We start from the raw sequence: 21,842 nt of genomic DNA, 5'->3' as shown, positions 1-21,842 counted from the left end.
GTGTGGCTCTGGACGGGGCTGTGGGATAGAAGATTGGATCTGGAGGGCGACTGAGTATAGTGAAGATTCGATCTGGACAGCAAGTCATGGACCTCTCAGACGTATCTAGCTGTGGGTGTTCGACCCGTAATGTTAACAACACTATGTGGAAACCAGATAACATGTACCGGTACTACCAAGACCGTAACAAGATACAAACTCACTGTTCGAACTAGTATGAGCACTGATTGGGACACATTCACAAAGTATCGAGATGGGTTCAATGAGAATATCTACTACAACGACAAACGCGGACACGTCCTAAATACACTCCTCGACAAATTCCCCGACCACCAAGTCGTCGCCGCCCAACAAGTCGCTGACTGGGCCGACACAACCACAAAGAAACTCAATAGCAACAATATCTGGAAGCTCTTCCCCCGCTATGGATTGATCGCGCTCGTACAGAAGATCGACCACACAACACATTCCAATCGATTACTCGTCGCCCCCATCTTCCGATGGCTTAAACAATGGGATGGCACACCCAGCATGGCACCAACCGACGACGACTACATCTCAGAACATAGTGCCACCCAGGAGGAATTAACCAAGCGACAAGCTCGTGAAGCCACAGAACTCCTATCGTACATCATCGCACACCTCGACGCACCCACCGTCCCAGACCCCAAAGAAGCTATTCTGTGGGCAAAAGTGGCAGCCGCCGACGCAGTCACAGCACAAGCCCCATCCGCCTCGGTCACAATGCAGAAAATAGACAGCGAAGGGACAGAACACCCCCCATCCTACGAGGGGCTCAAAATCTCTGGCACGCTCAGTGGCTCCGAGTTCGAGATCATTGACCGCGACCACGCTGAACGAGTTGCTCGATCCGTAATCTATCTCTTCGCACTTGCAGGCTGCTACAATCAGAAGGCAGCTAAAGCCAATGCTACAGAGGACGATGACTACGCACCTGCCCCCGTCACAACAGATAATGAAACTCTTCAGAACGAAGACCAACGTTCTGAAGATGTTCACCAGCAGCCGAAAGGTCCGTACCTTATCAAGAAGCAAGAATTGATACTGGAATCAGAGCCGCCAACATTCAGCGTCCCAGACGACAAACAAGCCCTGACGTTCGACTTCCAGCTCGGGCCGCTCTGGACGCGCTACACGGAGGAACAATGACGGTATCGTACACTTCTCTCTACACAGACTGGCTCGAGATCCTCGATAACCGCGGCGTCGACCACGAGACAGCCCAGCAAATTCTGGATCTCACAGTCGGAGACCCCCGTACAGTGTGGGAGACCGCTCGAACAGACACCGAAGTCGAACAGCTGCGAACAACACTCAAAACGGCATTCGATGAACTCGATCTCAGCGCATTCGGGACAATCGACGATCATGAAGCAACCCGGGATGCATTACTCACTGCATACGATGATGCATTCGACTCGCCGTCGACGCCAGAACCAAAGACCGAATCGGAAGAGTACGACACCCGGGGCGATTCGATCTATCGTGAAGTCGAGGAGACTGATGCCGGACTGAGTGGCGCAGCTGCAGCTGGCGCCGGGGGTGACCCTGATGGCGATGATATCACGCCACGCGAGGCCCCAGTCACGGACGATGAAATTTGGGGCGAATCAGAACAGTCAGCCAGTTCCGACACAGCCGAAGACCAGACAGAACCTGACTCGACATCGTCGAACGCCGCGACAGACCCAGACGCAAAAACGAAGACCACAACGGACGAAGCGACAGCGAATGCAGATCCGACCGATGAGGATACAGATGCGGAGACTCCGGAAGAAGAATCCTCAGAAGAGGGACCAGCGTTTTTGCCCGCGGTAACGGCAAATATCGTTCTTCGAGATGACGCCGAAGAATTCAACGAGGCTCTTGAGCCACCTCTGGAAATCGTAGCCGAGGAGTTCCACGAGTTCGGCACCCGGTCTGCGATGGTCTATCGGATGCTCGTTCGTGATGCCCTCTTCCCGCAACACGATCCTGAAGACGCTGAGGAGTTATTCGAGAACCTGGTCGACTCACGAATCCGAGCCCGACTTGAACACCTCAGCGACGAAGCGAACGCTGATACCGACGCGGCGGACAACCCTGACAACGAAGACTCAGCAGCAGACGACTCCTCAGGTGGATAAAGGGACGTTTAGCCAGACAGCAAACACTCTGGCAGCAATCGAACGCGCTTCTCAAGTTGTTTTCTTAACAATACCGATAGCGAACGCGATTCATTAGTCTGTCAAGACTGAATCTTGACGTCCAAGACTGACTCAAGATCTGTTCCTGACGCAGCTCCATACCCCTCCACCTCTAAGATATTGGTAGAACCGAGGTGACCACAGAGAACTGAACGACACACACCGGCTGCATCGTGTGACAACCAATGAACCCAGAACAAAAGACAATGTTCGACAACATCGAACCCTTCGGCGAGCAGAACATCGGCGCAGACAACAAAGCATCGTGGGCGGCTGACTCCCCCTCGAACACAGTCACGGAGTTCAGCGAGCCGCACTTCCACAACGACGGGTCGTACGGCTTCGACAGCTACACGTACGACAAGAGCGGCCAGAAGATCAACCAGACTGACGGCCACCAGCTCAACGGCTCAGGCCAGCGGTCCCTCACGGACTACGGCGTCGAGCAGCAGCCGCTGATCGGCGGGAAGCTCGAGCAGGCGGGACAGAACCAGTTCGGTGGCATGAACGGTGCCCAGCAGGACCTGAACCAGTTCTAACGGGCACCCACCTCTGAACGATTCTGTCTCTTCATCCACACAGCCTTTTGAAGCACTCACTACTCACCAACTCTGTGTTTACAGTCGTGTTTTGATATCCCTCAAAGAAACACAATCATCCACCTCGGAGCCAGATCCGTCGCTCTAGATTACCGACGAACCCGATTGTGCCGCAAGCAGGTCAAGAAATTCATATAGCAATATACGATTTACATATTATGTATGATTCCATATTCTAAGCGTAGCAGCCCTAATACCACCAATATCACAGCTTCAGCATAGGCCAAGTTCCACTTGTGCTTACTCGAATAAGCACAAGTGGATTTTAGTGGGTCGGCGCCCTCGGGTCAGCCATCCCAATGCCCGAACGCCGGTCAACCGATACAGAGGCCCACAAACCCCTGGAAAAAGCCGTTGAGGAGTGGGTACAGAAGAAAGCCAAGCCTGGTGGCGGCGGGAACTACGCCCGCGAAGCCGACCGTGTCCTCACGGCGTTCATCGACTGGACGCCCGACTCCGTCGAGACCGTACGCGACATCTCGCGACGAACAATGATGCAGTACGCCGAATACCTTCACCGTCGAACCGACGCACGCGTCGCGGATCAGGACGATGAGTCAGGTATCACAGGACGGACTGCCCAGCAATATTACGCTCTTGTCCGCGCGTTTTTCACCTACTGCGTAAAGTGGGGATACCGCGAAGAGAACCCCGCCGAGCACAAGCCGGCTCTGGAGGAATTGCCCGATGCGTCGCTCGGCGCGAACGGTAATCGCCAGCAGTTCTGGAGTCCGCAGGAGCGAACGGCCTTCGTACAGTACGTGGATGAGCGTGCGCACGACGCGATCTCCGAACGAGGGAGCAACGCTATAGAGGAAGCGCGGGACCGAGCGCTCGTCTACCTATTCGCGTACTCTGGCGCACGGAGCGCTGAACTTCTCCGTGATCCCAATGATTCGCGCCGGACAGGTGTCACATGGGCGGACGTGGATCCCGAAGCGGGTGTGATTCGGGTACTGGGGAAAAGTCAAACAGCCGGTGAGGAGGTACAGTTACCAAGTCAGGCCCGCTCGGCCGTAGAGCAGTATCGGAACATTCTGGACCCACCGACGGAGGAGTGGCCGGTGTTCCCGACACAGCACGCGCCGTCGTTATACGAGTGTGCGCGTACGGAGCTTGGCAATCGCGTAGATAGCTTGGAAGCCGAGCTCGAGGCAGACGGTCCAGACGTAGTTCTACGTCGGTATGAGATTTCCCCACCATCGATCACCACTGAGACCGTTCGGAATATCTTCCGCCGCCTCTGCAAGGAGGGTGAGATCCCCGTTGAGGGTGAGCACGAGTACTTGAAACCGCACGGAGCGCGCCGCGGTGCTGGCGAGGCCCTCTATCGGGCAGAGGGTGCTTCAGCAGCTCAACGTGCGCTTCGCCACGAAGATCCGTCCACTACATCAAAAATGTACAGTCACATTGAGGCGAGCGAGCAGGCGGAAGTCGCGAGTGACGCATTCGAGAAAATCGACGAACAAACCACGACCGCGGACGATGTCAGCTGAGAACTTCTCGTTTACCCGATTAAGTCCAGAACGAGCGAGTAACGCCTTCACGTCCCACAACCGGGGGAGCAGACGGGAGACCGTCGATATCTCGGCAGTCTTCGAGTCCGGTGATTTGGAGGCGTACGCAATTCAGTACGAAACAACGGCCCAGAAACACTGGATCCAAATCCACGAGCAGCGTTCAAACGAGAGTTTCGAGCACCTACGGTTGAAGGTTGTACTCGCGGATTTTCTCTACCAGCTCGGGCACGATGTTGCTCGCCCGCTTGAGGAGTGGGAGCAGAATGAGTGGCGAGTTATCGATCGGGACGTAGTGTACACGTGCTTCGAACGGCAGTACTCGAACGGCCGTGCCGACATCGCGTATTTCGAAAATGGCTCCCATATTATCGGTGAGGCCGGGAACTGTTCAGCAAAGAAACTCATAAGGGGTGGTATAGATGCGGATAATGCGGTTTTCTTGCTGTTACCGTACGGTGGGCTGGAATTCGAAACTGAGCGATCAAAGCCAGTAATAGACATCGATGAAATTGATGAGGAGATCTCGGCGGCGGACGCGTTCCCGGCGCGGTTCGATATCACTGCGGAGATTGTGTCCTTCATTCGTCCCGGTGAAGATCTTGCTGACTGTCTCTATCCCTGACTGATTTATCGTCGACATTGGCGAGGAGACATTAGTGTCTGGGGGTTGACCAGGACCACTCCGCCCCAAACCCGCTCTCGACCCAATCTACGTCCGTATTGCTAGGGTCCACGGGATCGAGGTAGTCTATATTACTAAGTCGTAGAGCGCATGAATCACATAGTCCTTGAATTAGTGAATCAGTAAATCAGTGAAGCAAAGAGTTATTGAGTAATTGATTCCAGGAGTCAGTGAATCACAGAGAACCACAGAGCTAACGAATATTTGAAGCACTGAATCAATGAATCAGTGAATCCAAGAGATAGGGATTCAATGAATCAACTACCACGGGAAGTACAGAGTCACTGATTCAGTAACTGCCAGTAGCAAGCTCCATTCCTCGAGGAACCAGCAAAGCGAGAATTCCATAATGCGTTGAGTCAATGAATCAGTGATTCACTGATTTTCAGCAAATATAATACTGTGATCGCTTATTAGCGCCATATACTACGAGATACGGCACTTTATCAGTTCAAAAGCGGCATTGGATGTCTGACGTGGATTTATGAGTCATTGAATCAATGATCGTATTATGACCGAGTCACCTCGTGGCTGGGGCGTCACACCATCGACCGGTATTCCCACGATCGCCTTCGGCAATCAGAAGGGCGGGACTGGCAAGACAACGGCGACAATAAACAGTGCAGCAGCACTAGCCTCGCGAGATCACGATGTTCTTGCGATCGATATGGACCCACAGGCCGACATGACGAAAGGGCTTGGACTGGGTCCGGGCGATGACAACGATCCATCAAGCCCGAAGAACGACCTTCCAAATACGCTCGCGACTGATGACGCGAATCTTCTCGACGTCCTCGTCGACAATCCGCGCACGGATGACACGACTCTTTCAGAAATTATGATCCACAGCGCCGATTACGAACACCTGAATTTCGATCTCGTACCGAGCCACAAGGACATGGGGCTTGCCCGGGATTGGATGGACGACGCAGGCGCTCGTCTCTCGTTGAAAGTTGCTCTCGAAGAGTTGGTCGACGACGGCTACGACTACGATTTTATTTTAATCGACTGCCCCCCTGATCTCTCGGTCCTGACAGATGCAGCGTTCATCGCGGCGCAAAACGTCTTCCTGGCTGCGCAAACCCAAGCGACATCCCGGGATGCTCTAGACGATCTCTGGGATCAGCTGGAATCCATCGAGGACAACCAACAGATCGAGATTGCGATCGTGGGACTGCTGGCAAACATGTACAGAGACGATGGTCAGTCACAGAAGTTCCTGGAGGCATTTGACGAGTCATATGCGTCACTAGCGCCGATCTTCAAGCTTCCAATGCGGGTAGCGATACAGCGCGCGTGGGACAACGGCTGCGATATTTTCGAATGGGAGGACGCGAACGACCAGCAAGTCGAGCGCGACCTCTTCCTGGAGGTTGCTGAGACGATGGAACGGGCGTTCGACAAAACGCAGGTGGAGGTGTAACTATGCCCCGAGGAATGGACGAGCGATTTGAGGATCCATCAGAGGAAGCAGAAGACGAAGATGTCGCCGGCGGCGATGAGACGGCAGAGGCGACATCGGAAACAGAGAGACAAGACCGTGAACCTGCAGCCGCCACAGAAGAGCAATCAGGTCAGGAGAAGGGTGCTGGCTCGGCGGATACTAAGTCTGCCACTGAGGAGGCAACAGAAACGGATGATGAACCATTGAACATCCGGGAGGACTGGGACTCAGCCACGATATACGTTGAACCGGAACAGAGCGAGGATATCGAGGTCACATTCACGCGGCTGAAGAAACAGTTGAAGCGCGAGGACGTCACGCTCGAGAAGAACAAGCACTTCTACCGAGGGATTTTCGAAGTGGCGTTCGGCGAGCACCGCGAAGAGACGAAGGAAAAGATTCGCGAACTCGCAAAGCAAGACGTTGATCAGTAATCCAGTAGGCAGACGTAAGATACAAATCAAAGTATTCGACAGCAAGGATCCATCATTCATCGATTGGATTCTAAACTCCCTCACCGGCACAGATAGCTCCTCTCGCTAAAAAGCTCCAAATCAGTCCAGTCTGTACCTTTAGTCCTGATCACCCATGTGCATATTCACGTACCCACCCTTGACGCTGAACTCAAGTGGATCATCAGTAAACAGCGCCTTGAGTCGATCTTCGGTCATCACGATGTCCGGTCGCGCGAATGCGATCGATGACTCCCACTCAGATTCAGCACTCGGGGCTTTCACGAGTCGGATAACGTAGTCCGACCCCGTCGAGAGATACATTGTATCGTCCCTGCCATCGTCAAGTCTATTCTTTGCATCCAAAAATGCCCGACACCGTCGGATCTCGTTAGTCGTTAGTCGGAAGCCGTACGGCGGGTCGCCGCTGACCGCTTTCACTTCGACAGGAGTGAACGTCGAACCATCCTCCGCAGGAGATCGCATTGCTCGCAGTCGTCCGTCGGTGTCGAGAGCGTCCTCGTTGAGCGGACCGAACGGGTCGATGACGTCGAATCCAGGACCTTGTTCTTGCGTGATATTGATCAGTTCGGTCACCGAGAAGTCTGAGAGTGGCGTCTCCTGCAGGTTTTCGGGTGTAAGTGACCTCGCTAAGTCTTTCCCCGATGTGTTGAGGTTCGACTCAAGTTCGTCCCACTGGGTTTGCAGGTGCCACTTGAACGGCGGTGCCTCGTCGTCGAGCGAAAACTGTTCGTCTCGGAGTTTCTGGAAGCCACGAATGAGCTGTTCTGCCCTGTCTGGATCCCCGTCGACCCACTCACTCAACCGTCTGAGGACGTGGACCATTGTGAACGCCTCTGCTTGCTGTGCTCGCCCCGTCGGGGTGCCACTCGACCCGCCAGTTACCGAGGATCCGCGAGTAACGTTGAGTGAGTCGTCCCAATCCATCGTATCGGCCGTCCACTCCGTGTCAATGCGCTCCCACACAGAACCGAGGTTCTCGCCCAAAGTGTCGAACGCTCGCTTCTGGCGCTCCTTAACGGCTGTCCGAGTTTCCCGCTGGGGCAACTTGTTTTCAAAGACGTATGTCTCAACGAGTTCTTGGACCCTCTCTTTCTCGTCCGGGGTTACGGCCTCCATTAGTGTATGGACGAGGGGATCCAGCAGTTCCGTCTCAAATTTGTTCTCACCTGCGTAGAAGAACCACTCCGATGGAGTTAGCGAGCGGTCCCAGAGCGAAGTCAGCTTAATTTGCTCATCCCACACGATCTGCTTGTCCTCTTCCTCGATGTGTGTCCGCCACTCTGAAACCTCCGAGCGTTGTTCAGGTTCGTATTTGCTGACAACTTCGGCTACTTCTGCAAGATTTTCGCAACGCGTTTTCGCGGCTGAGAGCCGGTAGAGATCAAACTGCATCTCACGGTCGGTGAGCCATCGAATGAGAGAGTGGCGGTCAGAATCGGATGCAACTCCTTCGAGCCTCTCGCGCCACCACTCATACGACGTGGATACATTCCTGTCGAAAAGTCCCTTCAGGACGAATCGTGCCCACTCTGGTGTCTGTTCTCGTACTGCGACCGCTTGATCAAGAATCTCTTCGGTGATACCGGCCGGTTCTTCTGCTTCCTCCTCGCCACACATTACGGCAGAAATATAGCGAATATAGTCGTCCGTCTGCTCGGTATTGGTTGGCACGAATGCGTTGTCACTGGGCTGTATCTCGTCAATGCTCAGGGAGTCGAGTAGCGCGTCCAATGCAGCGTACCGCTGTCGGAATTCCCGAGCGTGCTTCGTGCCGAGGACACCTTGAACTTTTTCGAGCGGGAATCGCTCTTCGTATTCGGCCTGCAAAGCGCCTCGATCATAGCTGAGCGCATGTTCGAATTCACGTAACTTGCTAGGCCGCTGAACGAGTAGCGAGATTCCCCGCGCCGTGTCGGATGCACTGAATTCCCGGTCAGCAGAGGGAGATGATTCAGCGTTCGTTACATCCCCTGTCAGAATGCCTCGATTGAGAACGATCCCGGTCTTTTCCGAGCCCTCCAATTCGTAAATCCCTGATCGGTGAGGCTGGCCCGTGCCATCTTGTAATCGACCGGAACGCTCGAATGCAGTTGAGTCGGCGACGGCTAACTGTTCAAAACCGATGGTGAGATCTTCGTACGTATCGTCGATTTCCTTCGTATTCGTTCGTTCCATCGCGGCAATAAGCAGTTCTCGGCGGTCTTTGAGCTCCGTCCGAACCGCTTCGAGCAACTCAGCGTCCTCGGGGCCGGTGACAATGTGGGCCCGATCTACCTGGGGTGGTTGCGCGTCGATCACGTCCGCATCGAAGTACTCCATGAGAGACTTGAACGGCCCTGTACGGGTCCGCTTGAGGACGTACACCTTTCGCCTATGTGCCTCATTTCTCTCCCAGAATTTAGGCGACCGGGTCTCGAAACATCGGACATCGCGTCCCGAGTTCGAAAGTCTGTCCAGGTTCACCGCAACCCAGTCACCCCGGTAATGCATCGGGAAGTGTGTCAAAATATTACGCTCAGTCACCGGGTCGACTGGCGAATCGTCGTCATTCTGTACTGCTTCGAAATGGTGCAAGAGCCGCGTGATTAACTGCGAGTACGCGGATTGCCACCGCTGGTCGTGCGACCCAACCTGCAATGGAACGTGGTCCTCCCGGCTCTCGGCCAGCGACTCGTCAGTAAATACATCGAGCAGTTTTTGGAGCCGATCCGCAGCTTCAACCGCTGTTAGATCTCCGATTGACTTCACTCCTAGCGTCTCTCGAAGTGCGGAAGAGAGGTTCGAGTCTGCACGAACAGTTGGGAAAAGATCCTCGACAGTGGCCGTATCATGCTCTGTCTCAGGAAGTGCCCACCGAAGCGTATGTTTGTCTGCTCCCCACCCATCTGGAAGTTCCACAGGAGACGTCAACTCCGATTCCCAAATCGGGAGTGACCGCAACTGCCAGTTCAATAGCGTCGGAACCGGCTCTTCCCAAGTGTATCGCTGGTGTGCCCCGCCGTTACACGTCCAGCCAGTCCAGAGTACCGAAGACGTGAGTTGTTCGTCGTGACGACAGATAACCTCGATTGCGTCGTGCGGTCGGTCTACGAGTGGGTCGGTTGTCTCGAGCCACACCCAACTGCCAAGGGTACCGCCGGCCCTACTCCCGGTCGCCAGCCAACCGTCACATGTCGAACTATGATCGACCGTCTGCGCGGGGTGGAAGCCAGGTCCCCTAATGATTTCAAGATAGGCGGGATGCGATTCGAGCGTCGAGTTCAGTGTTGTAATTCGCTCAGAGGGATCTTCATCGAAAGGTGACTCGTCGGTATTGATCCACTCCAGTGGTGACCAGTGAGGGTTCGAATTGTCGTCGGTATCTGGGTGCTCATCGTCGAACCGCCAAATGATGTTGAGGTCAGCGAAGATACTGACTCCTAGAAGAGAGAGTGTCTGTGCGAGGACCTGTTGTTGTCGCTCCGTCTCTTCTATATTTATATTATTATACACCGAGTTCCACGTCTCATTCGACGGGGCGGGGAGGACACTTGAGAACGGAGACGTGTATTCACCCCACGCTTCATATTCGACGAATGAATCGTCGTCCCCCACTTCGCTCTCATCATCGTCAGCGGGGTTGTCATCAGCAGGACGCAACTCACCAGCCTTCCGACGTTGCTGCCAGATATCGTCGAACGCGAACTCGCGGATCGACCCTCCCGGTAAAACAGAGCTTTCGATTCCGAGATTCGACTTCCGTACCGCCAGGCGCCGTCTGAGTCTACTCCGCTGCGTCGACGACCCGGCTTCAAGGGACTTTCTGAGGTACTGCTTCGGGATGAATCCTCCTTCAAGCGCATTAAGATCCTGGGCGGTGATGTTCTCGACCTGGTTCGCTAGAAATGACAATGCATCGGGATTAATTGTCTGAGAGCCATCCTCCGCGGCGAAACTCTGGACCAACGACCGATAGTAACTCTGTGGGTCATTGTCATGATTACGAATTCCCCACAGCTGACCGACGTTCTTGAGCAACCGAGTGGTACCCTGAAGTCGCTCGGAACGGGGATCGAAGAAGTAGACGGAAAAACCCGCCCCTGCCGGCGGCGTCTCTAGGTCTGTCGCCTCGTCGGATTGGTCGATGTTCCAAAGAACCGTTCTCGACGCACGCTCCCTCCGTTGTTGGTGGGATTCAACTGAAACCAGCTGGAGTGTGCGCTCCGGGTCTGTTGAACTATCTCGTTCCGTACCCTCCTTTTTTGACGATAACTCAAAGAGGCAGGGCAGAAGGGGCGATCCGCTGAGCCTCTCGTGGTTCCCTAGGGTTGATGTTATATCGTCGTCATCAACGCTTTCGTCGGGGACGAGTAATCGCACGAGTCCACCGAAAAATGTTCTCGCAATATCGGCCTCGCACTGGATGCTGTCATCTATCGAAGCTCTTGACAGGATTTCCAGCCAGTCGTCGGTAATCGATTCTGTCCACGTGATATTCTCGGATCCATCGCTCCCATCGGCGAGGAGTACCTCCACCCGGTCCTCGAGTTGGTCGTCAAAGCGCAGAAATCCATTCAGTAGTGTTTCTGCAGGGAGGGGTTCTGGTGCGTCGGAGACCCATCCCTCTTCGTCAGCAGCTGAAGAGACATAGTAGAAGGCTCGAAAGCCGTCGTTTATTTTGGGGTCCCAATGGAAGAGGGTCTCCGTCGGCATCGTCGGGGCTCCCGTCACCTGCGGGAAACAGTTCGACGCACGGATCTGTCCATAGACTTCCTCAATGAACTCAGTGAGGATCTTGGACATTCGCTGGCGGTCCGCCGTCGAGTTGGGCGGTGGGGGAAGGAGGGCCCACGGATAAACGGAGCCGAACATTTCGCTCTGGGCCGTGAGTTCAGCAATATCACCCACCAAGGTGGCGGCCTCGCTGAGTACCCACTCGTTGTGGTCCGACTCGCTCGGACTCAGATCCTTCCGGTTCGTCTGGACTCGAAATCGACCATGTAGACAAAATGGCAGACCGAGCTGTGCGGTATTCTCTATCGGGTAAAAGAGATTTAGCGGATATGTTCTCAGTCGCTCAAGATCGGTTTCACCTCTCCTTAGTGGAACGAGAATCCGTGGTTCCGGCTTATTTTCATCATCAATACCAGGTTCGGGATTATATCCATCAGGCCGGTTAAAAACGTCGAATACCGCTGTATCGTCCTCTTTATCTGCTGTACTGGTGATTTCATATCGATTGACACACAATCGCTGGTGACGAACATCATTCTCGAAGTAGGTTGGGTCTCGATCGGCCCTCCGAGGCTCAATTTTCCAGCGTACTCGGGTGGTTGCCGCGGCTTGCTTAGCTTTCGACTCTCTAGCTTTCGGAATCCCGTCCAGCCGGATTCGATCAGCCGTCATTTCGTCGATTTCGCCGAGTTGAACAAGGGTTTCAGGCCGAATTCCTTCCCGTCCTTCACTCCCCGTCAGCTGATTCCACAGTTGTTCGGCAATCTCGTGCGAACGAGCTCGTGATTCGGAATCAGTTGCGTCGCTCTCTCCCACGGAACCGTCACCGACGAAGATATCTCTGCGGGTTTCTTCGGGCAGGTCAGGTAGGAGTTTTCGCCATTCCTCGTCGGTGTACTCAATGAATACTGCAGTTCGAAATGCGCCAAGAAGTTCTTCGTCAAGTTCGCTCGCGGCGGGACCATCTCCCGAAACGAGGGCTCGAGCTCGTTGAGCGAGCGGATCAGAGGTATTTTTTCCAGATAGCTCAATAGGAAAGTAAAATAGTGGTTGCTTCGCAATTCGGTTCCGCGCTTTTTCACTCAGTTCTAAAAGCTCAGAGCTATCTTGACCTTCGCTATCGGTTAAGAGTTCATCGATGGGTGTCTGGCTGCCATCGGTACCTACGTCGGTTGCACCGATCGCATCGTTCATAGCACGCAAATCTGCCAGGCAGTCATCAAACACGCCTTCTGTGTGCTCCGGCGTAATCCCGAGTGATTTGTAGATCGCCGTCGTCGTGTAAGCGCGGCTTAGTCGAACACGAAACGGTTCTGCCGATGAATTATCACTTCCGCTTCCATCAGTGTCAGCCTGAAGATTCGCGTGCTCTCCTGAATCTTCCTCTCCGAGCGTTGTCCAGAACTCGACGGCCTCACCTGATGCGAGAATCGATTTAAGTCCTACTCCCTTGCTCCCGATGTAGTCGATCCCTTGTTTTGAAGATTCGCCGACCATGCAGACGGCCTCTTCAACCTCTTCGTCCAGAAAGTCGAAGGGAGCGCCCGTATTTGCGACCAGCAGGCCCGTGTCGTGAACGCTGATGTGTACATTCCCACTCAACGGGTCGTCCCCACCACTTCCAGATCCGTCGGAGTCATTGCCTTCGGTTCGCTCTTTTCGAATTGCATCGCGAGCATTCTGCAGTAGCTCTAGAAGTTCCCGTGTTTCGTGGTCGCCAGCGAGTGCCCGCTCAGAATTCCCGTTACTCGCGCTCTGTTGCAGTAGTTCGCCGATACGATTGCCCTGTGTCCGCGGATTGACCTCGGTTAGCTTCCCGAGCGAATCATTCAATCGCTGGATCCATCGCTTGCGTAGTTCATTTTTACTGAACCGACGCGACGAATCATCGCGCTCGTCTACGCGAGATTCCTGAGTCATTGTGGCGTCTCCATACCGTGCATAGAGGACGTCGATGAGATTTGTTGACCGAGATCAATCATGCTGTCGCACAGAACAGACGCGATTCACATGTAGTTAATGTATCTCGAACATTTCGACGCATCCCGGTCGCCGGACGTAGTACTCGACAAGCTCAAGACGTCATAAATCGTCTCCACATTGGGACATCGAGCAACTCGTAATCGGAATCGCATCCTCAAACCACTCGAAGGGCAACATAGAGAATACTCAGAACGTGTCCGTATTGAAGCGAGCTCGAGAGCAGGACCTCGCCGTCCACCCGGGACAGGATATCGAGTGCGTAGTTGTCGACGACGAGAAGAGCTCGCGAGAGCGGGTCGCGTTGGCCCACGAAGAGATAGAGTCGTACGATGCGTCGTACTACGAGACGCAACTCGTCAGAGCTGTCCAGAGTGTGCTGGCACCGCTTGGCTGGGATCAGACGGAGATCCGTCGAGAACTCATGGAGACGCGGGTCCGGGAGTTGACGGCCTACACGAACACAAATTCGAAGTAGATAATCGAAAAAAATATATCACGGGTTGGACTCCTCTCTAAAGGACTCATACTTTGAGATTTTGGCACCTTGGCTGGAGGGGTCGGGCGCAAGAGCCAAATATTAAAATCCTTCGCTCAGCTTCATTCGAAATGGCTATAGTAAGCGTAAAGCCGCTCATGGGGGTTGTTTATACACCCCGTCAAATGGGTATATATGGGACTTGGCGACCTCGTAGACTTCGACCCGTGGGACGAACCGGACGAAGAAGACTATCGTGCGGTAGACGAGAACCTCTTGACAACACTACTTGTGAGTCAGGTTGACGGCCCTCGTCCGGTTGAGGCATCAGTTGAGTTCACCGACATCCGGCAAACTACCCGGTGGTACTTAGCGTTCGAAATCGATGGATGGGAATCACGACGTCGGAAGTTCGCGCAGAAAAAAGTCGCTGAGCAGAGCGCTAAGAAGCTCTCGGCGGTTCAGGGTAAAGTCCGGGATGTCTATGCGGCCAAGGCTGGCCGAAAGTCAGCTCAAGAGCTATTCGAAGAGGATCTCGAGGCCATAGAACAGGCTTATCAGAGTCACCTTAACGCCCAATAGCACAACTATGTCCACAGATACAAGCCGAGGATCCAAGGAACGGGCTCATCGCGAGGCACAAGAGCGAGATCTTCGTGAGTACTTCAGTCGTGGAGAGATGATCGAAGTTTACATCCAGACACCAGCAAGTGAAAACGGTGGAGAAGAAGCCGTCGCAGTCTACTCGCGTAATCCAGTCCAAGATGCACGCGTGTTCATCGATCCGGGTCCGCACAAGCTTTATCGAGGCTGCTGCGTACGGTGCCGGATTCGCTACTGTGCCAACAATTTCCTGAAAGCGCTTGCTGTCTACCGGGTTGACTAGTTCAGCTCAATTTCGATAACTTACCTACCGATTCAGCTGCTGAAGAAATACTCACAGATTGATGCCGGAATTGACGGCGTTCGCGAACACGGAGAGCGATTAACCAACACAAGACCCGATTGGAGTGGATTTGTTGGTTAACCACGGCCCCCACGAGGTCTAACCCCCACACCCCGTGTGCGAGATGAAATCAGGAAAACGGCGGGAGGGGGTGGTCGAGAAGAGAGACCCCGAGACACCTGAAATCCACAATATCACGGAGGAGAGAACGCAGAGATAACGATATCGGAATGAGCTATGTTTCAGGGAAAGCTTTACATAGCTACTCTGGCAACCAAAGCTGTACTAGAACTAGAGTCGATCGAAACGAAACGGTACGTTTCGTGATACATCCGAACTCGTCCGTGGCGTTGCTCCCTTGTGAGCTGGACGTTATCGTTTGTTTTACGTCTTCTCGTAGGCTCTCTGGACAAATTCCGTGTTCCTTGATTGATTCGTTCCCGCCTACCCTCTAGTCAAATTCATATCGCACACGGGGTGTGGGGGTAACATACCGACGAGATCTCGTCCCCACACGAGATTGTCGAGAGATATCCCCGGTACTGTCCGGATCGAGACCACGTCTGATGTTTCATCTTGCACACGGGGGGTGCCTCCGCCGAGGTCTTCTGACCCGCTTCGGCATCAACGGCTGTTCGATGAGCTTCCCGGGAATTCATATCGCACACGGGGGGCTATTACGGCCAATTGATTTCGCCCGCGGTTACGGAGTTTCACCGACCACCTCCTTCTAAACCCTCTCTATCAACTGAATTCGTCTGATTTAACCTCGCACACGGTACCCATATTTATTTATAGTTTCGACCTAACTTCGCAAATATGGCTGACGGCGACGATCAACAATCCCTCTCACAATCTATCAAAGGCCGTCTTCAGGAGGGCGTTCAGAACTCTGTTTTTCGAGATAAGGGACTTCTCGACCCAGATGCTGTCATTGACGAGGATCGAATTGTCGGTCGTGATGACCAGCTGGACGATATCATCACCTACCTACGACCGGCACTACAGGGAAATCGACCACCCAATATGCTCCTCTACGGCCCGTCGGGGACTGGGAAGTCACTCATTATCAATGCGGTCTGCCAGCAGGTTCTTGAACTTGCGAACTCGCAGGGAGATCGGTTTGGCGTCATCAAAGTCAACTGCCAGACGATCAAATCGCACGACCGAGCTGTCTATCGACTCGTGAAGAATGCGGCCGAAGAAGCCGGCGTTGATGTCGGAGTCCCTGAGAGCGGGATCTCGACCGACCAAAAGCTCGATCGGTTCTACGAGATTTTGAGCAACAACTTCGACTCGGTCATCATCATCCTCGACGAGGTCGATCTCCTAGTCGGTCGGCAACGCGATCCGAATGACGAGCCGGCATATTCGAAACTGCTCTACCAGCTGTCGCGAGCGTCCCAGCTCGGTCGTATCGAGGGCCACGTGTCCGTCGCCGCGCTCACGAACGATCCCCGATTCATGGAAGACCTCGACGGCCGGGCGGAGAGTTCGTTCAATCCGCAGGACGTCGTCTTCCCCGACTACGACGCGAATCAACTGCAGGCGATTCTCGAACGCCGTCGCGACGCGTACCAAGACGACGTTCTCGAGGATGGGATTATTCCGCTCAGTGCGGCATTCGCTGCCCAAGATCACGGCGATGCGCGGAAGGCGATCGATCTGTTCCGGAAGGCGGGTGAAATCGCCGACCGAGGTGGGAAAGATACGGTTCGTGAAGAGCACGTACGCGACGCCCAGAAAGAAGCCGAACGGGACCGGACGCTGACCCAGATGCAGGGCCTCTCGACGCAGAAGAAGCTCTCGCTCTACGCAACCGCGATCGTCCCCGTTTATTCGCAGCGCAACCTGAACGCTGTCCCCAGTACGGTTGCCTACCGAGTGTACCAGTACCTCACCGACCTCTTGGATGCCGATGAAAAATCGCGCGACTCCTATCTGCGATATATGAATGAAGCTGAGACCTACAATTTCGTCACGTCGGAGAAACGGGGGCGGGGGTACGGTAGTGGTGTCCACAAGGAATACACCTTTGTTGACGATCCGGAAGTGGTCGCCGAGACCCTCCAGACTGACTTCCGTCTCGAGGATGCTGAACACGAAGAGGATATCGTCAAATCCGTTGTCAACGCGCAGATAGACGATTTCTTCGAAGGGAACTGACGCCAAGAGTCCCCGACGCCGCCACCGAATTCATATCGCACACGGGGGGTGGTTTCGGGGAGTGTGTTGTTAGAATGACTAGATATGTCTGACAACAGTACGCAAGATTTCATTTCGCACACGGGGTGTCTCCCCTTCGACTCATCAGTCAATTCATCTCTCACACGGGGTCCCCCTTAGGAGACGAGTGGATTCATTTCGCACACGGGGGGTGGCATTCCACCGCAGTCTGCTAGTTCACTTCGGAGGTGAACTTCCGCTTAGTTCAGATGAACTTGTGTGGCTGTTCTGATTGAATATCAATCTGTTTCCGCTTACTCCTCTCAATAATTAGTCACAGCTGTCGGAGCAGTGCTTCAGTTCCCCAAAGCCGCCGTAAGAGCGGAAAATCGCCACAATAAACCATATTTACACTTCGAACACGGGGTATGTAGATTTAGAACTTATCAGCGAATACACTCGTGACGAGGGGTGTGGTGTGGTCGGAGCGAATGCAATATATCCGAAGAATTCCTTCTCCCCTGTTGCTTGTTCAATCCCGCATTTTCTGGCAGTTTTCACTCTTGACGAGGGGTGTGTATCTCCTCTCAATACCATTCAATTGACCACGAATTTTGCGATCGGGCCAAGCACTCTCCCAATTCACTTCGCACACGGGGTGTTGACGCGTACAGTCAAACTGTATTATCACTACTGATGAGATCGTTATCGAGAAACGACGGAAACACGGGGTGGGTGATCCGAGGTCGCCATTTACTCCTCTGACCATCGACCTACACCGGGTGACGAAACGACGGAAACGTGGGGGGTGTGATCCCCCCGATCGTGGCTGCGTTCCCTCCACCGACCTCCAGTTACGACGGAAACGTGGGGTGGGTATCTTCTCTCCGAGTGTTACCTGTCTAGACTGACCGGACCCATTCACACTGAGGGGTGTGGGGTGGGTTGAATCCATTCACACTCTGGGGTGTGTCTTCTGCTACTAATTGCGCTGAACAAACACCCAGCTACGGTTCACTATCGTCTATTCGTCGGGACTGACGGGGCCTTTATACTGGGAACGAATTTTTTCGCCTTCTCGCCACTGCCAGTAGTAGTAGCGGTTGTCGTTAATCTCCTTGATCGTGATCGTGGCCTTCGCCGGGACGTCGTCCGGCAAATCGTCGGGGCGTTCTTCGATTTCGCTTTCATCTGAGTCCTCTTCGAGACGTGCCTCGCGAGCTTTGTGCTCAGCTAGCTCTTCAGCGTAGCGGGCAACGTACTGGAGCTGCTCAGAAGAGGACTCGTTGAGCGTATTGACGAGGTCTGTCGGGAGTTCCGCCGGCGGCGTCGGTGGCTCGTAGGACATCAGCGGTCGCCTCGTGTTAACCAACAAAGGCCGCATCGGCATAGATTTGTTGGTTAATAAGATATCGCCCCGTCACGGCCTGAAGAGTATGAATAGCAAACTATTCGGGAATAGAACGTTCCATTAGATGTCGTCGGGACGGGGCGCGTTCTCGTACTTGACCATCTTCTCGGGCTTGTCGGAGATGGTCTCGTAGATCTGCTGAAGCGTCTCTTCAGCGGCGAGCAGGTTGTGTTCCTCCAGGAACTCCCTACCCTCTTTGGTGAGTCCGTAGAACTTCCTGGGGTAGCCCTGTCGGCGCTGGTCGTCGTCCAGGGCGACCTCCTTCACGATGCCCTCATCGATCAGCTTCTGGATGTGCTTGTAGACAGTGGCGTCACTCACGCTGGGGTTGAGCTCCTCGAGTTCGTACATCGAAGGAAGCTGTTCGGGGTGCTGCAGGATGTTGTTGATCAGGGTAAACCGCGTCTGCTGAGTGACGAAATGGATGAGTTCCCGTGGTGTCGTGTTCTCACCGTTCCCAAGGCCATCGTCCATATTCGTGTGTTCAATCGAGTACGCCAACGTAGTTTACTCTGAAGTAAACTACCGAGCAGAAACGACTGAGAAGCAAGACAGGATCTTACGCTTGAGGTGGAAGCTGACCATCTGGACGTGGAACCTGCCCCTGTTTGATTTCGTGATCGACGCGACGCATATGTTTGCAGCCACCGTCTGGAGCGCGCTGCTGCCAATCAGGACAGGTACAGGATTGCCCGATGATATCGACTTCGTATCGATTTCCGGACGCCGCTTCGACTTCGTAGCGACCACCCTTGGCGAGTAGGGAGACGGTCATCGCTTCCTCGACAGCGCGCTTCGTGCGGGGCTCGAGATCATCACCTGAGGTGGAGCCGTCTGATACGAGCATTCGGTCGCGGACGTCTCCCGCCTGTCCGCCGTCTGGAGCGACAGCGCTTCCAATCTCCTGAATCCGGTTTTCCAAGAGTGCTTCCGCAAGGTTCCCCTCCGGCCAGAGAAAGTGGACTTCTCGTCGCTCTCGATGATCGTAGGAGCCACAGGTGGCGGCATTCCCTTCCCAGACTCGCCATGCCCCCAACGCGGCCATCACGGTGAGGATGACCCGAGGAACCGGTGTTTGGTCCTCTGGGTAGAACACTCGAAAGCGCGTACAGTCGTCCTGTGGCGGTACTGTGTCCCACCACTCGACGTCGGACCCCCAACTGTCGTACATCGCTTGATCTCGGCCGTATCCGACCGTCACGCCATCGATCTGCGGGACCTCTTCGGGGATCGCGTTGGCGTCGCCTTCGAGGAGTCGGAGTACAGCGTACCGGAGATACTCGTGTGTAGGGGAGTTCGTGGTTTGGGCGATATGGTTGTACTGCTCTGCGACTCGCTCCGCTTCTGCCAGAACGGCTCTGAGATGTCGCTCTGTCATATTTCGGTGAGGCTGGAATGCGCCTCCACCCCTCGGCGGGGGCTCAAAAACTTAACCAACGCACCAGCCAGATATCCCGAATTGTTGGTTAATCACCAGAGCTCCGGATGCAACACCCATCGGTCATCGACACCGACATCGGTCGTTGCCTACGACGATTCCTGTTGGGAGATCACCGTGTCCAGCTGTTCCCAGACCATTTCGAACGCCGGCGGATCACCGGTCAGATCCGGCAGCGTGGTCTCCCACTGGTGGCGGATCGTTTCTTGTTGTTCGTCCGGGAGTCCGTCGTTCAGATCAACGGTGAGCCCATCGTGTTTACACTTCGCGTCGAAGGCGGGCCCCACGTCGGCAAAGTTGATCGCGACCGAACCGGTTTCGAGCAGCTGATAGAGGTCGTAGTAGTCACGGGCGGCTCCGCGCTGGTAAATCGCTCGGAGCTTTTCGGCGAAGATCTCCTCGACGCTGTACGCCTGGAGATCGAATTCGGGCACATCTTCGTACGCGTGCGTGTGCTGAACGGGGTCGAAGGCGACGTGCTCGTCGACCATCACGTCGATGCTGGTCGTGTTGGGGTGGTTGAGGACGGCGCGGTACTGAATGCTGATGTCGACGTAGTGGGTCGGGTAGTGGTCCTGCTGGGATTCGTGGTGCTCGCGAATCTCGAATTCGATGCCAGAGCGGTCGGCAATCGTATCGAGGACCGTTCGGAGCTCCTGTTTAGACCCCTGGTACTCCCCTTTGACGCCAAAATCGAGGTCCTCCGAGAATCGCCACGATTGCGGGAAATACAGCTTGGACAGCGCGGTCCCGCCTTTGAACAGGAGGTTGTCGCCGTAGCCGCTCGTGAAGATGCCCCAGAGGAGCCACGAATTAACGTAGTTCTTCTCGGCGTACCCTTGCCGAACGCCCAGTTCACGAGCGAGAATCCGGAGCCGGTCCTGACTGATCATCGCGATCAGGACTCCGTCGACTCCAGCATGGCTGGCTCGACGTTGATTCGGAGGCGATACGTACTGTCGGTTGACCCGTTGTCGGGTCGCGTCGGGTCCAGCAACGAGTAGCCACTTGTGAACGACGCGACGAGTTCCTCGCGGGCGGGGAGGTCGATGCCGAGCTGGTCGGCGAGGTAGACGATCCGCTTGGTCGCCGCGCCGTTGTCGAGGCGCTCGAGGTACTCGCCGACCGTGTCCCAGTCGCAACCCCGTTCGTCGGCGGTGCGCATCGCGGTCGCAAGTTTCCGAAGACCACCACAGAACTCGGGGTGGTCCGCACAGTCGACCAGTGTCTTCTCCAGGTCGCTGACCTGAACGGTCGTACCCTCGATGGATGTCGGCTCAAAGCCGAAGAACTTCCGCTCGGTGACTGTCGTGACGCGGTACGGGACACCGTGGATCTCTCGGCTTTGCGCTCGGGTCGGCGTGACGACGTACACCGTCCGGGGAACCTGTTCGGTCAGCCCGTGGTGGCTGAGGGCGCTGTAGTAGCCGATGTACATTGGCTCGGCGACGTGGGCGGCGATGAGGTACTCGTGGGTGGTGTACACGGCTTCCTCGCCGGCTGTGAGTGGAATGATGAGATACGTGCCCGGGAAGAGCCGGTCGAGCCAGCCCTTCTCGGTGAGTCGGGAGGCGATCTCGCGGGCGGTATTTGGGGGGACCTCCAGCGTCGTCTCGATGTCGTCGACGGAGATGATTTGGTGACCCGCGCCAGCGAGTCGTGCAAGGAGTCGACTTTCTCGAGTCGAGAGACCCTGGCGTATATTTTGCGTTTGTTCTATTGTACTCATACCTGCGTTTCTTACATAGAGTATCAACACGGGCCTGCTTTAGCCTTGCGACT

15 protein-coding genes and 1 pseudogene are annotated in these 21,842 nt (G+C 54.8%); 10 read left to right on the top strand and 6 right to left on the bottom strand.

The window, feature by feature from the left end:
* The first annotated feature begins 216 nt into the window (after positions 1–216).
* From U5914_RS15980 to U5914_RS15950, 7 genes are all read left to right on the top strand, one after another.
* The gene (locus U5914_RS15980; protein WP_336136738.1) at positions 217–1,170 is read left to right on the top strand and encodes a hypothetical protein; all 954 of its coding nucleotides are present in this window, start codon (positions 217–219) and stop codon (positions 1,168–1,170) included.
* Positions 1,167–2,147 (top strand): hypothetical protein, encoded by a 981-nt coding sequence (locus U5914_RS15975; RefSeq protein ID WP_336136737.1) that lies wholly within the window; start codon positions 1,167–1,169, stop codon positions 2,145–2,147. The genes U5914_RS15980 and U5914_RS15975 overlap by 4 nt, the downstream gene beginning before the upstream one ends.
* A gap of 266 nt (positions 2,148–2,413) precedes the next feature.
* Positions 2,414–2,746: a hypothetical protein gene (locus U5914_RS15970; protein WP_336136736.1), complete on the top strand. Its 333-nt coding sequence runs from the start codon at positions 2,414–2,416 to the stop codon at positions 2,744–2,746.
* Positions 2,747–3,105: 359 nt separating this feature from the next.
* The gene (locus tag U5914_RS15965; protein WP_336136735.1) at positions 3,106–4,302 is read left to right on the top strand and encodes a site-specific integrase; all 1,197 of its coding nucleotides are present in this window, start codon (positions 3,106–3,108) and stop codon (positions 4,300–4,302) included.
* On the top strand, positions 4,292–4,948 hold the full coding sequence (locus tag U5914_RS15960; RefSeq protein WP_336136734.1) for a hypothetical protein: 657 nt from the start codon (positions 4,292–4,294) through the stop codon (positions 4,946–4,948). The genes U5914_RS15965 and U5914_RS15960 overlap by 11 nt, the downstream gene beginning before the upstream one ends.
* Positions 4,949–5,519: 571 nt before the next feature.
* Complete coding sequence (locus U5914_RS15955; RefSeq protein ID WP_336136733.1) at positions 5,520–6,431, top strand: ParA family protein; 912 nt, start codon at positions 5,520–5,522, stop codon at positions 6,429–6,431.
* A gap of 14 nt (positions 6,432–6,445) precedes the next feature.
* The gene (locus U5914_RS15950; protein ID WP_418766788.1) at positions 6,446–6,886 is read left to right on the top strand and encodes a DUF8160 family protein; all 441 of its coding nucleotides are present in this window, start codon (positions 6,446–6,448) and stop codon (positions 6,884–6,886) included.
* 138 nt (positions 6,887–7,024) lie between these two features.
* On the opposite strand, the gene U5914_RS15945 is transcribed toward U5914_RS15950, so the two are convergent.
* Positions 7,025–13,561, bottom strand: coding sequence for a sacsin N-terminal ATP-binding-like domain-containing protein (locus U5914_RS15945; RefSeq protein ID WP_336136731.1), 6,537 nt, complete (start codon positions 13,559–13,561; stop codon positions 7,025–7,027).
* Positions 13,562–13,666: 105 nt separating this feature from the next.
* Here U5914_RS15945 and U5914_RS16935 point away from each other — a divergent pair.
* From U5914_RS16935 to U5914_RS15930, 3 genes and pseudogenes are all read left to right on the top strand, one after another.
* Positions 13,667–14,099: pseudogene (locus U5914_RS16935) on the top strand (type B DNA-directed DNA polymerase); the annotation flags it as partial.
* Between the two features lie 195 nt (positions 14,100–14,294).
* A complete protein-coding gene (locus U5914_RS15935) occupies positions 14,295–14,681 on the top strand; it encodes a hypothetical protein (RefSeq protein WP_336136729.1) in 387 nt (128 codons plus the stop codon).
* A gap of 1,183 nt (positions 14,682–15,864) precedes the next feature.
* A complete protein-coding gene (locus U5914_RS15930) occupies positions 15,865–17,211 on the top strand; it encodes an orc1/cdc6 family replication initiation protein (RefSeq protein WP_336136728.1) in 1,347 nt (448 codons plus the stop codon).
* Between the two features lie 1,024 nt (positions 17,212–18,235).
* Here the strand turns inward: U5914_RS15930 and U5914_RS15925 are convergent.
* The 5 genes from U5914_RS15925 to U5914_RS15905 form a co-directional block, all read right to left on the bottom strand.
* Positions 18,236–18,559, bottom strand: coding sequence for a DUF6788 family protein (locus U5914_RS15925; RefSeq protein ID WP_336136727.1), 324 nt, complete (start codon positions 18,557–18,559; stop codon positions 18,236–18,238).
* Between the two features lie 123 nt (positions 18,560–18,682).
* On the bottom strand, positions 18,683–19,096 hold the full coding sequence (locus U5914_RS15920; RefSeq protein WP_336136726.1) for a PadR family transcriptional regulator: 414 nt from the start codon (positions 19,094–19,096) through the stop codon (positions 18,683–18,685).
* An 85-nt stretch (positions 19,097–19,181) separates the two neighbouring features.
* Positions 19,182–20,000, bottom strand: coding sequence for a hypothetical protein (locus U5914_RS15915; RefSeq protein WP_336136725.1), 819 nt, complete (start codon positions 19,998–20,000; stop codon positions 19,182–19,184).
* 149 nt (positions 20,001–20,149) lie between these two features.
* Positions 20,150–20,953, bottom strand: coding sequence for a nucleotidyl transferase AbiEii/AbiGii toxin family protein (locus U5914_RS15910; protein ID WP_336136724.1), 804 nt, complete (start codon positions 20,951–20,953; stop codon positions 20,150–20,152).
* 5 nt (positions 20,954–20,958) lie between these two features.
* Positions 20,959–21,789, bottom strand: a complete 831-nt coding sequence (locus tag U5914_RS15905; protein WP_336136723.1) for a type IV toxin-antitoxin system AbiEi family antitoxin domain-containing protein — start codon at positions 21,787–21,789, stop codon at positions 20,959–20,961.
* Between the last annotated feature and the right edge of the window lie 53 nt (positions 21,790–21,842).

Origin of the sequence: Natronomonas amylolytica (genome assembly GCF_037031205.1) — an archaeon.
GTDB lineage: Archaea > Halobacteriota > Halobacteria > Halobacteriales > Haloarculaceae > Natronomonas > Natronomonas amylolytica.
This window is presented reverse-complemented; position numbering and strand designations above follow the sequence as displayed.